Source organism: Alkaliphilus serpentinus (assembly GCF_009017255.1).
In the GTDB taxonomy this organism is placed as follows: domain Bacteria; phylum Bacillota; class Clostridia; order Peptostreptococcales; family Natronincolaceae; genus Alkaliphilus_D; species Alkaliphilus_D serpentinus.
On record NZ_WBZB01000040.1, the window covers coordinates 1 to 14716 of the forward strand.

Annotated in this window: 16 protein-coding genes; all 16 read right to left on the reverse strand. The window is 36.5% G+C overall.

The window, feature by feature from the left end; genetic code table 11:
- Positions 1-118: 118 nt before the first annotated feature.
- On the reverse strand, positions 119-1822 hold the full coding sequence (recN, locus tag F8153_RS11230) for a DNA repair protein RecN (protein ID WP_151866455.1): 1704 nt from the start codon (positions 1820-1822) through the stop codon (positions 119-121).
- A gap of 12 nt (positions 1823-1834) precedes the next feature.
- A complete protein-coding gene (locus F8153_RS11235) occupies positions 1835-2284 on the reverse strand; it encodes an arginine repressor (RefSeq protein WP_151866456.1) in 450 nt (149 codons plus the stop codon).
- Between the two features lie 265 nt (positions 2285-2549).
- Positions 2550-3353, reverse strand: a complete 804-nt coding sequence (locus tag F8153_RS11240) for a TlyA family RNA methyltransferase (RefSeq protein ID WP_151866457.1) — start codon at positions 3351-3353, stop codon at positions 2550-2552.
- A 13-nt stretch (positions 3354-3366) separates the two neighbouring features.
- Complete coding sequence (gene dxs, locus F8153_RS11245) at positions 3367-5268, reverse strand: 1-deoxy-D-xylulose-5-phosphate synthase (protein ID WP_151866458.1); 1902 nt, start codon at positions 5266-5268, stop codon at positions 3367-3369.
- 17 nt (positions 5269-5285) lie between these two features.
- Positions 5286-5921 carry a CNNM metal transporter family protein gene (locus F8153_RS11250; protein WP_243136960.1) on the reverse strand — a complete coding sequence of 212 codons (636 nt, stop codon included), beginning with the start codon at positions 5919-5921 and terminating at the stop codon, positions 5286-5288.
- A 714-nt stretch (positions 5922-6635) separates the two neighbouring features.
- Positions 6636-7085: a divergent PAP2 family protein gene (locus F8153_RS11255; RefSeq protein WP_151866459.1), complete on the reverse strand. Its 450-nt coding sequence runs from the start codon at positions 7083-7085 to the stop codon at positions 6636-6638.
- 14 nt (positions 7086-7099) lie between these two features.
- On the reverse strand, positions 7100-7987 hold the full coding sequence (locus F8153_RS11260; RefSeq protein ID WP_151866460.1) for a polyprenyl synthetase family protein: 888 nt from the start codon (positions 7985-7987) through the stop codon (positions 7100-7102).
- A 2-nt stretch (positions 7988-7989) separates the two neighbouring features.
- The gene (xseB, locus tag F8153_RS11265; RefSeq protein ID WP_151866461.1) at positions 7990-8217 is read right to left on the reverse strand and encodes an exodeoxyribonuclease VII small subunit; all 228 of its coding nucleotides are present in this window, start codon (positions 8215-8217) and stop codon (positions 7990-7992) included.
- 166 nt (positions 8218-8383) lie between these two features.
- Positions 8384-9601, reverse strand: coding sequence for an exodeoxyribonuclease VII large subunit (gene xseA, locus F8153_RS11270; RefSeq protein ID WP_151866462.1), 1218 nt, complete (start codon positions 9599-9601; stop codon positions 8384-8386).
- A 42-nt stretch (positions 9602-9643) separates the two neighbouring features.
- The gene (locus tag F8153_RS11275) at positions 9644-10609 is read right to left on the reverse strand and encodes a tRNA (adenosine(37)-N6)-threonylcarbamoyltransferase complex transferase subunit TsaD (RefSeq protein WP_151866463.1); all 966 of its coding nucleotides are present in this window, start codon (positions 10607-10609) and stop codon (positions 9644-9646) included.
- Positions 10602-11018, reverse strand: coding sequence for a transcription antitermination factor NusB (nusB, locus tag F8153_RS11280; RefSeq protein ID WP_151866464.1), 417 nt, complete (start codon positions 11016-11018; stop codon positions 10602-10604). Before nusB ends, F8153_RS11275 begins: the two co-directional genes overlap by 8 nt.
- 133 nt (positions 11019-11151) lie before the next feature.
- The gene (locus tag F8153_RS11285) at positions 11152-11541 is read right to left on the reverse strand and encodes an Asp23/Gls24 family envelope stress response protein (protein ID WP_151866465.1); all 390 of its coding nucleotides are present in this window, start codon (positions 11539-11541) and stop codon (positions 11152-11154) included.
- Between the two features lie 68 nt (positions 11542-11609).
- The gene (locus F8153_RS11290; RefSeq protein ID WP_151866466.1) at positions 11610-12296 is read right to left on the reverse strand and encodes a SpoIIIAH-like family protein; all 687 of its coding nucleotides are present in this window, start codon (positions 12294-12296) and stop codon (positions 11610-11612) included.
- Positions 12297-12308: 12 nt separating this feature from the next.
- On the reverse strand, positions 12309-12890 hold the full coding sequence (spoIIIAG, locus tag F8153_RS11295; protein ID WP_151866467.1) for a stage III sporulation protein AG: 582 nt from the start codon (positions 12888-12890) through the stop codon (positions 12309-12311).
- 11 nt (positions 12891-12901) lie between these two features.
- Entirely contained in the window at positions 12902-13525 is a 624-nt protein-coding gene (gene spoIIIAF / locus F8153_RS11300; protein ID WP_151866468.1) for a stage III sporulation protein AF, read from the reverse strand.
- A gap of 8 nt (positions 13526-13533) precedes the next feature.
- Positions 13534-14706 (reverse strand): stage III sporulation protein AE, encoded by a 1173-nt coding sequence (gene spoIIIAE / locus F8153_RS11305; protein WP_151866469.1) that lies wholly within the window; start codon positions 14704-14706, stop codon positions 13534-13536.
- Positions 14707-14716: the final 10 nt, after the last annotated feature.

Sequence of the window (14716 nt, forward strand, 5' to 3'; positions counted from 1 at the left end):
CACTTATTCGTGACACAACTCGCCTCTCCTTATTTTTATAAGGGGGGTGCCCCCTTAAAATCCCCCCATTATATAGGTAACAAGAGACTTTCCTATTAAATAAAAAAATCTGAAGCTTTTATACTTCAGATCTCCTTTGATTTAGCAATTCTTCAGCATGCTTTATTGTAATATCCGTTAAGGTTCCACCTAGCAGCCTGCCTATTTCCTTTGTTCTCGCATCCATATGCAATTTTTTCACATGAGTTACAGTACTTTCCTCCACCTCAACCTTTTCTATTAAGAAGTGAATATCAGCCTGGGCTGCAATTTGAGGAAGATGGGTTATGCAAATTACCTGATGGCCTCTAGCTATATTATAAAGCTTGTCTCCAACAATTTTAGCGGTATTACCGCTTATACCGGTGTCAATTTCATCAAATATTAAAGTGCTTATTTCATCAACATCTGCTAAGATTGCTTTTATAGCCAGCATGATTCTTGACATTTCTCCACCAGAAGCTATTTTCGCTAAGGGTTTAAGATCTTCGCCTAAGTTTGTTGAAATCATGAATTCGATATGATCAATACCCTTTGAGGAAAATTTTAAATCCTTTTCTTCATTTACTAGATTTTGAATCTCCACCTTTAATTGAGCCCTTGGCATATTTAAATCAGCCATAATTTTTTGAAGCTCCCCTTCTAACAATGCTGCAATATCTTTCCTTAGTTTGCTTAACTTTAAAGAGTCCTCCGTAAGATCCTTTTTAATCTTTTCAATTTCCACCTGTAGAATCTTAATTTCTTCTTCACTATTGGTATAAAAGTCAAGCTCTCTCTCTATTTGCCTTTTATAATCCAATATTTCCTTTATGGAAGCACCATATTTTCTTTTTAAGCTATTAATTAAGTCTAGTCTTTTCTCTACCTCATTGAGTAAGTAGGGTTCAAAATCTATATTGTCTTTAAAATCTCTAATTTCTCGAGATAAATCCTCAAGCCTATATTGAAGCTCCTCTAAGGAACCATGAAATCCTGATAATTTTTGATGAAAGGAGGCTATACCTTGAAACTGATTTACAATATTCCCGAGATTGTCTAGTATAGAGGGGTAATTACTACCTTCATACAACCCTTCATAGGCTTGTGAAACCGTCTTGTAAATTTTCTCGCCATTGGCCAATAAATTTCTTTGATGGGTTAATTCTTCCTCTTCATCAATCTTTAAAGCTGCGGCTTCAATTTCCTCTAATTGAAAACGTAGTAGGTCTATTTTTCTTTCCCGTTCCATTTCATTTCCACATAAGTTTTTCAGCCTACCCTCTGCCTTCAAAAGTAGCTTGTAATTATGGTCAATTAGTTGACGATATTTAGCTACCTCATCACCCCCAAAGGCATCCAGTAATTCAATATGAAAAAGAGGATTCAACAAAGATTGATGCTGGTGTTGTCCATGGATATCAATCAATTTTTCTGTAATAGACTTTAACAACCCCTGGGTCACTAAAACTCCATTAATCCGTGAAATACTTCTACCATTGGCATAGATTTCTCTTGTGATGATGATCAGTTCTTCTTCATCCCAGTCAATGCCACTCTCAGTAAAAAGTCCCCTGATATCCCCTCTGTCTGTACCATCGAAAATAGCCTGAATTGTACATTTGTTGGTGCCATTTCTCACAACTTGGCGATCAGCCCTTTCACCAATTACCATATTGACAGCATCAATGATTATTGACTTACCAGCTCCTGTTTCCCCCGTTAAAACATTAAGTCCTTTTTCAAACTGAAGATTTAATTGATTAATTAACGCAAAGTTTTTTACCTCCAGCTCTAAAAGCATAAAAGGCCTCCTCTATTTCATAAGTTTTCTAAATTTCTCCTTCATCTCATCCATCATATTTGCATCTCTTATTAAAACAAAGATTGTATCATCTCCAGCAACAGTACCCACTATTCCCTCAAAGCCTGTAGCATCGATGGCTGATGCAGCAGCCTGAGCAGCAGCAGGGATTGTTTTAAGTACTAGAAAATTTCCAGCATGATCTATTGATAAAATGGAATCCTTAAACAATCTGATGAGTCTATCGGACAATATAGAATCCTGACTCTTTAATGTAGCATATTTATATTTACCAGTTTTAGACAAAACCTTTATAAGTCGTAGCTCCTTAATATCCCTGGAAACTGTAGCTTGTGTTACATTTAACCCTATTCTTTTTAGTTCTTCTGATAGCTCCTCTTGAGTTTCTATCTCCTTATTCTCGATAATCTCTAGTATTTTTGCATGTCTTGTGTATTTCATGGTAATCCTCCCTTAAAATAATTAATATATAACCATACCCCGTTTGTCTTATGCATAACCATGTATTTTTATTATTCTTCATTTATTTTCAATTTCCTTCAAATTTACCAATAAAACTTATTATATTTATCATATGATTAATTTTTTTTATTTGGACTGCAATCATTTGCATTATAATTTGAAACATTAAAAAAAATGTGGAATTCCAAGGAGGAAAGGTTTTTTATTGCTATACAACAAAACTAGCAATAAATGCTAGTTTGTATTAGAGAGAATGATGAGATTCCTTTATAATCTGAATAATGTCCTCTTCATTATATTGATTATCCTTAATATTGTTATTGCAAAGATGTAATAAATATTCAATATTTCCTTCTGGACCTTTAATAGGTGAAAAGGAAAGGCCTTCTACCTCAAATCCGTGATTTTCTGCAAATTGAATAATATTAACAACCACATCTATATGTACATTAATATCCCTTACAACACCTTTTTTCCCTACACGATCTCTACCTGCTTCGAATTGAGGTTTTATTAAAGCAACCACATGACCCGATTCCTTCAACAGTTCCTTAACAACAGGCAGCACCAGCTTTAATGAGATAAAGGAAACATCAATGGAAGCAAAATCCGCTAATACTCCAATATCTTCAGCTTTGACATGTCTAATATTTGTTCTTTCCATACAAATGACCCTTGGATCTTGCCTGAGCTTCCAATCCAATTGCCCATATCCAACATCAATGGAAAAAACCTTTTCTGCACCCTTCTGAAGCATACAATCGGTAAAGCCACCGGTGGAAGCCCCTATATCTAAACATGTGAAACCCGTTAAATCTAAGGAAAACTCTTTAATAGCTTTCTCAAGCTTTAAGCCACCTCTACTTACATAGGAAAGGGGGTTTTCCTTTACCATTATATCGGCTGTTTCACTGATCTTTGTACCAGCCTTGTCTACCTTTTGATTATCAACATAAACTACACCAGCCATTACAGCCCTTCTTGCTTTTTCTCTACTATCAAAAAAACCTTTTTGAAATAATAATTGATCTAATCTTAATTTTTCCATATCATACTCCTAGCTATCGTGTTAACACAAATGGCGAATAAACATTACCTAAAAAATCCTGCTGGATCTCCTGGGCTAGTTTATCTCCGCATAAGTGGTAATAATCATGGAGTATATGGACGTCTCCATGTTCAACAAACTCATCTGGAATGGCAAATATTCTAACTTCCTTATTAATTGAATGATCATTAAGAAGGCTGAGAACTTGACTACCAAATCCTCCGTGCTTTACATGATCTTCAATAGTATAAATACTATTGCACTTATTGGCATACTCTAATATCAATCCTTCATCTAAGGGTTTAATAAATCTGGGATTAATGATGGTGACCTTAATGCCCTTTTGCGCCAATGTATGGGCTGCCTTTAAGGCTTCTTCACACATAGTACCCAGAGCTATAATCAAAGCATCTTTTCCAGCTTCAAATAGTATTTCCCCTTTGCCCTTATGGATAGAAATATTGTTGGAATCTTCTGTTATTCCAGCATTGCCTCTAGGATATCTTATGGCTACTGGTGATTTCAGCTTTAGCGAGTATTGGATCATTTCCTGAAGCTCATCTCCATCTTTGGGTGCCATCATGACTAAATTTGGAATGCAGGATAAGAAAGATATATCAAATACTCCATGATGGGTTTCTCCATCATTTCCTACCAATCCAGCTCGATCTAGTAATAAGGTTACAGGGAGATTCTGAAGACAGACATCATGAAGAACCTGATCATAGCCTCTTTGTAAAAAGGTTGAATAAACTGGAAAAACAGGTCTACAGCCTGCAGCTGCCAAGCCTGCTGCTAAGGTTACCGCATGTTGTTCCGCTATTCCAACATCTATGAAGCGCTCTGGAAACTTTTGCGAAAACTCAGTTAGGCCTGTCCCGGAAGGCATGGCGGCTGTAATAGCCACAATAGAATCATCTGCCTCTGCAGCCTTAACCAGAGTGGATCCAGCAATATCCGAAAAGGTGGTTTTCTTTTTTGCCTTTAAGGGTTCCCCAGAATCAATTTTGAAGGGACTGACACCATGGAAGTCATGGGGCGAGGTTTCTGCTGGCTTATATCCCTTCCCCTTTTTTGTAATCACATGTACTAAAACTGGTCCATTTAAGTTTTTATATTTATTTAGAACCTTACATAGGCTCTCGTAATTATGTCCATCAACTGGTCCTATATAGGTAAAGCCAAGCTCTTCGAATAAAATGCCTGGAACAAAGAAGTATTTAATACTATCCTTAGCCTTTTCTACTGTTTTTACAACACTTTTACCTATTGCAGGAATTTTACCGATTAACTGTTCAATATCACCCTTAACTCTATAATAGATGGGAGCAGTTCTTATTCTCGTTAAGTAATCAGATAAACCACCAACATTGGGTGAAATGGACATCTCATTATCATTTAAAATGACCATAAGATTTTTTTTGCTTTGACCAGCATGATTTAATGCCTCAAAGGCCATACCACCCGTTAAGGCACCATCCCCTATAACAGCTATAATGGAATGATCCTGTTGTTGTAAATCTCTAGCAAAGGCCATACCCAAGGCTGCAGAAATGGATGTACTACTATGACCGGTATTAAAATGATCGTGGATACTTTCTGAAATTTTAGGAAATCCACTAATCCCCTTGTACTGTCTTAATGTATGAAATTCATCTTTTCTCCCGGTAAGAATTTTATGAACATAGGATTGATGTCCTACATCCCAAAGGATTCGATCTTTAGAAGTATCAAAAACCGTATGCAATGCTAAGGTAAGCTCAACAACTCCAAGATTTGAAGCAAGGTGCCCACCTGTTTTAGATACAGATTCTATCAAAAAATTACGAATTTCCTTAATTAGAACTTCCACTTCTTTTTCCGTTAATTTTTTCAGATCTTCAGGCATACTAATACCTGATAAATATGAGTACATCCCCTTCAGCTCTCTTTCTATTTTTTGCCATTCACATCAGGGATTATGTCAACCCCTATATTAATATGAAGAAAGTTTAAAAAACGTGCCGCTTTAAAAACAATTTTCTGCGATTGTCTAATTGCAATATTTTTACCAACAGCCTTTCCACCAACCGTTAAGGAAGCAACAAATCCCGCCAGTACTACAGTAATCATAGACTTTGAAATTAACAGGCCATCAGGAAGCTGTAATATGATACTGGTTCCTACTACACCACTGATGATTCCACATATATCTCCTATTACATCATTACAGAAGCTACTAACTACACTGGCATTTCGAACTAACTTGATGGCAATTTTAGAACCTTCAACCTTATCTGCCGCCATTGCATGAAAGGGCTTGGCATCTGCAGCAGCTACTGCAATACCCAGCATATCACTTATAACTCCAATAAAAATTATGATTAGCAGCAAAAGGAAGGCTATAATTATCGCTGTGCTTGATAAAAAGATTTCTGATAAAAAGCTAAAAATTATCGTAAGTATGAAGGTCCATATTGAGATAACTATTACCCATCTTAAATTATATTTTTTCCATAATCCATTCATTTCATTATTCCCTTTGTTTGCCTTTTTAATTTTCTTAAAGTCACTATTGTCCGACGACAATACAATCCCCCCAAAATTTTTAATAATCTATAGTAATATTATTAAATATTATATCTTTTTTCAAGAAAAATAAAAAGCTGATAGCCCTATACTATCAGCAAATTAAGGTAGTGGCAATACATTAAGTAAATTTTACGGCTTAGGTCCAGTTGGATTTCCCAATTCAATACTGTCTGTCGCCATAACAGCGGTTTCCCTTTAAATCGAACTCTGAATTGTCACCAATTTCAGGACTGGATTACCACTTAGTCCGCACTGTAATCCCTAATGCACTTCAAATAGAACAGTCTAGGAGTTTTCCTCAACAATTAATCCAGCTCTTAGCCTCTTTTGCAGACTAGGTTTCAAGGAGCAATGATCTTTTCCAAAGGGCCCTTTTGTCCAAGACCTGATCTCCTTATCCACCCACCCCACTCAAGGCAGGCTACACTACAGACTGTACCTCATACATGTCTGCAGGTTCCCCCTACTTTAAATTACTAAAGCTGGTCTCCACGAAGTGAGGGTCATCGCCCGCATGCCATTGCAGATCGCCCCCATCTCCTTACTCCCTGAATCGACCCCCAACTGGGCGTCAGCAGCCGAAACAAAGAACTTCATCGATACGCCCTTCAACGGATTTTTAGCCCCGTCTTCCAAGATGGATTAATTGACTAGAATACTGTACCACTACAAAGTTTCTAAAATGATTATAACATAAGTTAAATATTAGTATCAAATCACTAGATTGGCAATAATAATACCTAGGAAGGCACCAGCCAACACCTCAACCGGTGTATGGCCCACTAACTCCTTCAATCTCTTTTCAGTTAGCTTTTTCTCCTTCTTAGTATGGAAATCAGCAAGAATTCTATTTAGGATAATTGCCTGCTTACCTACAGCCCTTCTTACCCCTGCTGCATCATACATGACAATAAGAGACATGGAAAAGGCCAAAGCAAATATACTGGAATCCCAACCGTGGGTTAAACCGATTGATGTAGATAGTCCCATAACAAAGGCTGAATGGGAGCTGGGCATACCTCCTGAACCTACAAAGCGCCAAATGTTAAATCGTCTATCAACTACGTAGGAATGTATAACCTTTAAAGACTGGGCAATAAACCATGCCAACACTGAAGCCCATAAAATTTTGTTATTTCCTATGGATTCTAAAAAGTACATGGTGTTTCCTCCTTTTAACACTCTCTTTCCATTAAATATATACCCAAATCTCGAAGGAATCCGCTTTTATTTCCATAGCTATTTAAAATTATTTCTATTTCCTCTGTCAATTCCCTTACTCGACTTTGAGAATACTCTAAACCATACAAGGAGGGGTATGTGGATTTGTTATTGTCCATGTCACTACCAATATCTTTCCCTAACTTTCCCTTATCTCCGATAATATCTAAAATATCATCCTTTATTTGAAAGGCAAGCCCAAGGCTTCTGCCAATGACCTCCATATTTTTTATATCGGTTTCCTTTGCCTCAGCCATAATAGCCCCAGCCTTTAGGGATGCTGTAATCATGGCTGCAGTTTTATTAAGATGTATATAATCTAAGGTACTGCCATCAATCAATGTATTTTCGCTTTCTATATCAACAACCTGCCCGCCAATCATTCCATTCACACCAGCAGCGGTTGAGATTTCGTATATTGCCTGAGTAAAGGGTCTAGTATCCTTATGGGTTAAAGCATCCTTAAGCATGATTTCAAAGGCATAATTTAGCAATCCATCCCCTGCTAAAATTGCCAACCCTTCACCAAATACCTTGTGATTCGTTGGCTTCCCCCTTCTATAATCATCATTATCCATTGCTGGTAAATCATCATGTATTAAGGAGTATGTATGGATCATTTCTATACCACAGCAATAGGGTAATGGAGTTTCAGTATCCTCTCTAAAAAGATTATAGGCAGCAAGCATTAGTACAGGTCTAAGTCTTTTTCCCCCAGCATTTATACTATAGGCCATAGCATCAAAGAGATTTTTATTGGTAGTATCTATCATAGGAAAGTATTCATTTAGCTTTTTATTTACCAATTCCACATAGTTCATTAACTGAGTTTTAAATTCCATAGCTACTCCTCCTCTGTTTCAAAGGGAACCATTTTAATGCTTCCGTTATCATCTAATATTTTAGATATTCTCTTTTCCGCTTCATCTAATTTAGAATGACATTGTTGATATAGTTTTGTTCCCTCCTGAAAAAGCTTTAAAGACTCATCTAGGCTTAGTTCTTTATTTTCAAGTTGATCTATGATTTCTTCTAGTTTTTTAAAGGCCTCTTCAAAATTTTCCTTCTTCATTAAACCCATCCTCTCCCTTGTACTGCTATCTAATTAGATACTCAATATCAGCAATTACTTTTTATTTATATATCCATACATTTTATAAGGTATTTAGATACAAAGATCATTTACTTAAACTTTAAGCTTTGTTTGTTTTTTTTACATCAGCTTCCATTTTCATTTTTCAACTTTCAATTTTTCCTACCTTTATTTCCTTCACTAAACAGGTGACCTCTCCATCCCTAAGTCTAAGATTGATATCTTCGTCCTCCTGTATATCCTTCACACTTCTAAGGATCCTACCATCGGTTTTCATTGCCACTGCGAAACCCCTTGAAAGGACTGACAATGGACTTAAGGTATTTAATCGTTCTCCAGTAAATAGTAAGTCCTTTCTTAACTCTTTAGGGTATTCAGCCATTGCTTTACAAAGATATTGATAATTTGTATCCAGATTTTGTCGCAAGGTATTTATTTTATCCATTGGATATTTAAAGGGATAACTAGTTTCAACAGCCTTTAATCGATCCTTTAGGGTATTTAATCGGTTTTTGATGATTAATTCAAGTCGCCTTTTTCTAATCTCTAACTGTAGGATAAGCTCTCTGTATTCAGGAACGGCAAGCTCGGCTGCTGCAGAAGGTGTAGGAGCTCTTAAGTCTGCTACAAAGTCGGCAATCGTAAAATCTGTTTCATGTCCCACTGCTGAAATAACGGGAATTCTACTACGATAGATTGACCTTGCCACGATTTCCTCGTTAAAGGCCCACAACTCCTCAATAGAGCCTCCACCCCTACCTACTATTAAAACCTCCAGCTCAGTATCAAGATTTGCTTTATTTATTGCAGAAGCAATATCTTTAGCAGCTCCCTCCCCCTGTACCAACACAGGATAAACAACTATATGGATATTGGGAAATCTTCTGGTGATAATACTTAAAATATCCCTGATGGCTGCACCGGTTGGAGAGGTAATTACCCCAATCTTCTTGGGTAGATATGGAAGCTTCTTTTTTACGGTTTTATCAAATAGACCTTCCTTTTCTAGCTTTTCCTTTAGCTGTTGAAAGGCTAGATATAAGGCTCCTACCCCCATGGGCTCCATACTATTGGCATATAGCTGATATTGACCATCCCTTTCAAATATCGAGATATAACCTGCCAGAGTTACCTTCATACCCTCTTTAACCTTAAACTTCAGTTTTTTAGCATTACTCTTAAACATTACACAGCTAATTCTATTGCCTTCATCCTTTAAGGTAAAGTACATATGTCCACTGTTATGATGTTTAAAATTGGAGATTTCTCCTTGAACCTTAAGATTAAATAGAATAGGATCATTTGTTAAAACTCTTTTTATATATTGATTTAATTCTGAAACACTCAATATTCTTAATTGCATTTTGAAACCACCCTATGCTCATATTAAAAAACCTTATTCTTGTTAAAAGATTTTACCATCTATTACTTTCTTTAAGGCGAAGGCTGCTATGCCCACAGCATTATCTGATGAATAGCGAGGAATTGATAAGTGGGTATAAATCCCTTTAGGTCTTAAGGATTCCGTCAGTATAGCCCTTATTTGGTTATTTGCTGCAACACCTCCAACAATCAGCAAATCTCTGTAGGAATTTTGCATCCATGTATTTGTTAACAATGTTGCTAAGGATTTCCCTATAGACTCAAACAATGAATAGGCCAGTTCTTCCTTTGAGGAAAACGCATCTAAGCTTCTTTGCAAATGGGTTTCAGGACCAGAAAAACTAATTTCACTACCTTTAACAGAAGCAGGGAGCTTTATTGCCTCTCCCTTCCATTCCTTTGCTAAGTTCTCTAGGGCTGGACCAGAGGGAAAGGGTAAGCCCAACTTGACGCCTATTCGATCTATAAATTGCCCTGCACTCAAATCGGTGGTTCCACCGATTATATCAATTTCATAACCAACTCCATTGGGTAAAACCCTTAAGAGCTCCGTTGTTCCTCCCGAAATATGTAGGGCTATAAATTCCTCATTAATTGCTGTTTTCAATGACCATAGACCGGCTTCTATGTGGCCTTCCTGATGGCTAAATTCAAAAAAGGGTACCCCAAGTAGGGCTGAACAGGCTTGTCCATAGGATTTGGCAGCCATAAATACCGGCATATAGGATCCTTCCACTGGTCTTGGAGCAGTTGCAGAAGCAATTGCAACAATTTTACCAGGAATTTTGCTTTTAAGCTCTTCCATAATGTTGGGGAGATTCTTAATATGCTGAAATAATGCCTCCGATTGTCTTAAGCCAACATCTCCTACCCTAACAGATAAGAGTATTCGTGAATCTGCAACAAGCTTCCCTTCAAGGTCTAGTACTGCAATAGAGGTTGTATAATTACTGGTATCAATCCCTAAAACATAACCCTCTTTATTCATCCTTCTTTAATCCCCTGGCCTCAACAAACTTCCCTAAGATTCCATTGATAAAATTATCCGATTCATCTGAGCTGTATTTTTTTGCCATCTCGATTGCTTCATTTATGGATACAGCATAGGGAATATCCTCAAGATAAAGAATTTCGCCGAAGGCTAGTCTTAATATTGCCAAATCTACCTTAGCGATTCTATTAATATTCCAGCCCTTTGAAAATTCCTCGATTATTTCATCAATGGTCTTCATGTTATTGATGGTAGCTTCTAGGGCCCTATTAATATAATCCTGTTGTCCATCAAAGGTTAGTTCTTCTTCTAAATAACGATTCATTACTTCGGTGCTATAATCCTTTAGAATACTCATTTGAAAAAGGGTCTTCATACAAAGCTCCCTTGCAATCTTCCTACTCACTTTACTTCCTCCTTTGTATCTCAATTAACTATATTGTTAGAAAATAATAGCAATTTTAATCTACTTTTAAGGAAGATTTAAAATTACTGTAAACTGTAAGAAAACCCTCTAACCTAAGAGGGTCTCAATTCAATTATTTTGATTGTTTCTGCTGGGGGTCATCCTCTTTTATATTTGGAAAAGCTACCCCTTGAATATGTATATTCACTTCAATTACATTTAAATTGGTCATCGTTTGAATAATGGTTTTTACTTTATCTTGGATTTCCCATGCGATATCTGGGATTCTAACACCATATTCAACAATAAGGTATAAATCAATAAAGGCACCTTTATCGTTAATATCTATTTTAACGCCCTTAGATAGGCTTTTTTTACCTAAGATTTCTGCTATGCCTCCTACTAATCCTCCACTCATGCCAGCAACACCCTTTACATCGGTTGCTGAAACTCCAGCGATTGTAGCGATTACATCTTCGGAAATTTTAATATCACCGTTTTCTAGCTTTTGTATGGCATCCATATCTTCACCTCCTGCTTGTCAATATCTAGAATTATTATACCAAATTCCAGCAATATTGACAAACAGTCTTATTTTTTCTCCATGATGGTTATGTTGTCCATTGGAATATCCGTTTCCCTTGTGATAATATCAACAATTTTAGCAACATCTATTTCATTTAAACCTTCACTTTGTACGATCACATTAATGGAATCGTCACCTAGATATACAATTACATCATTAAAGCCCTTAGCAATAATCATATTTTCTATAAGCATTTCCATTTCCGTGTTGCTTAATACTACAAGCTTCATCCCTTGAGCTTGATTCCTAAGATCCTCAGAAGTATATTGATTATCGATGATATCATTTAAATAACTCATCATCTCACTTCTTCTTTTATCTCGCTCAAGTCTACCCTCTATAAAATAAGAACTACTACTCATCATTTCTTTATTGGTTAAAATGTCTGTTATTTCTGAACTGGTTTCATTGGCAACATCATTGATGATGTCACCTTCTAAACTATCAACAATAATGGTATCATAATCATCCTCTGGGTTTGCAACCTCAGCTAAGCCCTCTTCCTCTTCATTGACTACTATGTCTACCGGAGCCTCCTCCTCCAACATCATAAGCTCATATTCTTCCAGGTCACTGGAGGTTTCAAGTAGGGACTGTTTATTTAAGCTGTAGTTGATATAACCTATTAAACCTAACATTAACACTAATGAAAAAATTATAAAGTTCTTTTTGTACATGCCACTGATTTTCATATAATTCCCTCCTTAATTCTTAGTATATATCTGTACTTTATGGCCAGGTACCTGCAAAACTGTTTTAACAGCTTCATAAAGCATTGATTTTACCTGAATATCATCAGCACCTTCAGCTACTACAATTACACCCTTTATCTGTGGCATTATCTCCTTAATCACCAATGGTTTGTTCCCACTGCTATCATTGATTGTTGCAATGTTTCCTGTGGTACTTTCTGAGGTAACCACCCTAGTACCTCCATTGGCATCCTTCTCTTCGGTTTTATCCGTAGAGGTTACCGTGTTCATTGCTGCCACCATTTCAGAGCCTATTTCAAAGGTAATCATCACTTCTACTTCTCCAGCTCCTTTAATTTCTTGTAATATCCTCTTTAATCGACCTTCAACAATTTCTTCATCTGTTTTTTGACCTTCACTATTTACCAAAATCTCATCGTTGTACTGCCTATTGGAGTTATTTTGAGTTCTACTGCTTGCACCAAAATCGCTGAAAAAAATAAGTAGCAGAATACCAGCAGTAATTACAACCAACAGGTTGGCTACATATTTCTTTTGTAGAAGTTTTTTCAATTCCTCAAAAAGTTTTTCCATTTTAGTACCCCCTATTTTTTATTCTTCAGTAAAGTTACAATAATGCTGTCTTGGGAAATGCTATAAAAGTCACTTAAATCCTTTTTAATTTCATCTCCTTCATTATTTAACAATATGCTATCATCGTCTGGTTTATTATTTTTTTTTCCATCTATCACAACATTTACCGATATGTCGGAAACTCCTTTTGGATTTTCTGCTTCCTTTTCCTCCAGAAGATACACTTCCACACTATTAATCATTCCGAAGGTCTCTCCCTCCTCTTCAACGATGTTAATTCTTAAATCATCAACGGGGTAGCCCATCTTGTTTTCAATACGATCCAACATTTGCTCCTTCAGTTGCTGCTTATAAAGATTAATAATATTCTCTTTATTGGCTAAATCTACATGATTATAATGATTTTTAACAGTCATCATTTCCATCTGATTGGTATTCTGAAGGATTTCTTCACCAAAGGGTATTTGCTGATTGATGACACCCATAACGGGCTTTAAGATAACCAACATAATTAATAGACCTACAACCACATTAATGTACTTTCGATTGTTTGAATTGGGCAGTAAAATTTCAACAAAGGTTATAAAGATAATTACAGAAAGGATTGTTACAATCCATTGACGAATAAAGTCCATACTACCACCTACCTCATCATTAGAGTTAAATTACCCGCACCCACAACGATTGTTATGGTTATGAAGAACATTACGGCTATGGTTGACACCGTAGCAAATAATAATATTAATGAACTGCTCATTTGATTGAGACAGTCCACCAACTGTCCATGGGCTATAGGCTCTATAATTGCAGCACATAGCTTATAAATTACAATTAGGGCTAATATTTTAAGCATTGGAATCAAACATATGATAAAGATACTGAATAAGCCAATGGCTCCAACTGCATTCTTAATTACTAAAGAACAACCAACCACAGTATCCATGGCGTCGGATAAAAACCCACCTACAATAGGAATGAATTTATCTACTGCAAATTTAGCGGTTCTAATGGTAACCCCATCCACTGTTGCAGAAGCGATGCCTTGTATAGATATAATTCCTACAAAGGCAGTTAGGATGAAGCCTAATATTACTGCAGCAGTTTGTTTTAGCAATCCAGCCAGCTTCGAAACCTGAATTTTAGAAGATAAATTATTGACTATTGCCAATACTGCTGAGAAAAATATAAGGGGTAATACAACGGTTTTTACCATTGTGGCTACAAAGCCTATGGCCCCCAGCAATATTGGATGGAAGAAGGCAGAGGTGGTTATCCCCCCCATTGCCAGTAAAATAGCCAAGAGTATTGGAATTAAGGCTTGCATAAAGGTCACCATCATATCAATGGTTTCTTTTCCTAGATTAATGGCTATTAAGAAGCTTTTTATCGTAATGCTGATAATTACCATGTAACAAACGGTATAGGCCAGTCTTCCAACCACATCATGATCGAAGCTACTCTGTAAATTGCTTAATAGAGCATAGATTGTTGACATAACGATTATTTGTACCAATAGAATCCAGTTGGCCACCACCTCTTTAAACAAATATCGGGTACCTCCGCTGATGATATCCTTAAAGGAGAAGGCTCCTTCCCCTTTAACTACCTTGACAATAAGCTCTCTAAAATTAATTTTGGGTAAATAATCCCCTAAGTCTTTATTTAACACATCGATGATTTCCTGTAGCTCATCGGTGTTCATACCCTCTAGCTGATCATTTATGATGCTGTCTATAGATACTCCTCCATCATCTGCAAAAACACTAGATAGGCTTAAGAGACAGAAAAGCAAAGTGAATATGATAATTTTTCTCATGTTTTTCACA

Bases quoted from the DNA above. Each gene is read 5' to 3' on its own strand.
- recN (WP_151866455.1), bottom strand. From the start codon at position 1,822: ATGCTTTTAGAGCTGGAGGTAAAAAACTTTGCGTTAATTAATCAATTA.
- F8153_RS11235 (WP_151866456.1), bottom strand. From the start codon at position 2,284: ATGAAATACACAAGACATGCAAAAATACTAGAGATTATCGAGAATAAG.
- F8153_RS11240 (WP_151866457.1), bottom strand. From the start codon at position 3,353: ATGGAAAAATTAAGATTAGATCAATTATTATTTCAAAAAGGTTTTTTT.
- dxs (WP_151866458.1), bottom strand. From the start codon at position 5,268: ATGTACTCATATTTATCAGGTATTAGTATGCCTGAAGATCTGAAAAAA.
- F8153_RS11255 (WP_151866459.1), bottom strand. From the start codon at position 7,085: ATGTACTTTTTAGAATCCATAGGAAATAACAAAATTTTATGGGCTTCA.
- F8153_RS11260 (WP_151866460.1), bottom strand. From the start codon at position 7,987: ATGGAATTTAAAACTCAGTTAATGAACTATGTGGAATTGGTAAATAAA.
- xseB (WP_151866461.1), bottom strand. From the start codon at position 8,217: ATGAAGAAGGAAAATTTTGAAGAGGCCTTTAAAAAACTAGAAGAAATC.
- xseA (WP_151866462.1), bottom strand. From the start codon at position 9,601: ATGCAATTAAGAATATTGAGTGTTTCAGAATTAAATCAATATATAAAA.
- F8153_RS11275 (WP_151866463.1), bottom strand. From the start codon at position 10,609: ATGAATAAAGAGGGTTATGTTTTAGGGATTGATACCAGTAATTATACA.
- F8153_RS11285 (WP_151866465.1), bottom strand. From the start codon at position 11,541: ATGGATGCCATACAAAAGCTAGAAAACGGTGATATTAAAATTTCCGAA.
- F8153_RS11290 (WP_151866466.1), bottom strand. From the start codon at position 12,296: ATGAAAATCAGTGGCATGTACAAAAAGAACTTTATAATTTTTTCATTA.
- spoIIIAG (WP_151866467.1), bottom strand. From the start codon at position 12,890: ATGGAAAAACTTTTTGAGGAATTGAAAAAACTTCTACAAAAGAAATAT.
- spoIIIAF (WP_151866468.1), bottom strand. From the start codon at position 13,525: ATGGACTTTATTCGTCAATGGATTGTAACAATCCTTTCTGTAATTATC.
- spoIIIAE (WP_151866469.1), bottom strand. From the start codon at position 14,706: ATGAGAAAAATTATCATATTCACTTTGCTTTTCTGTCTCTTAAGCCTA.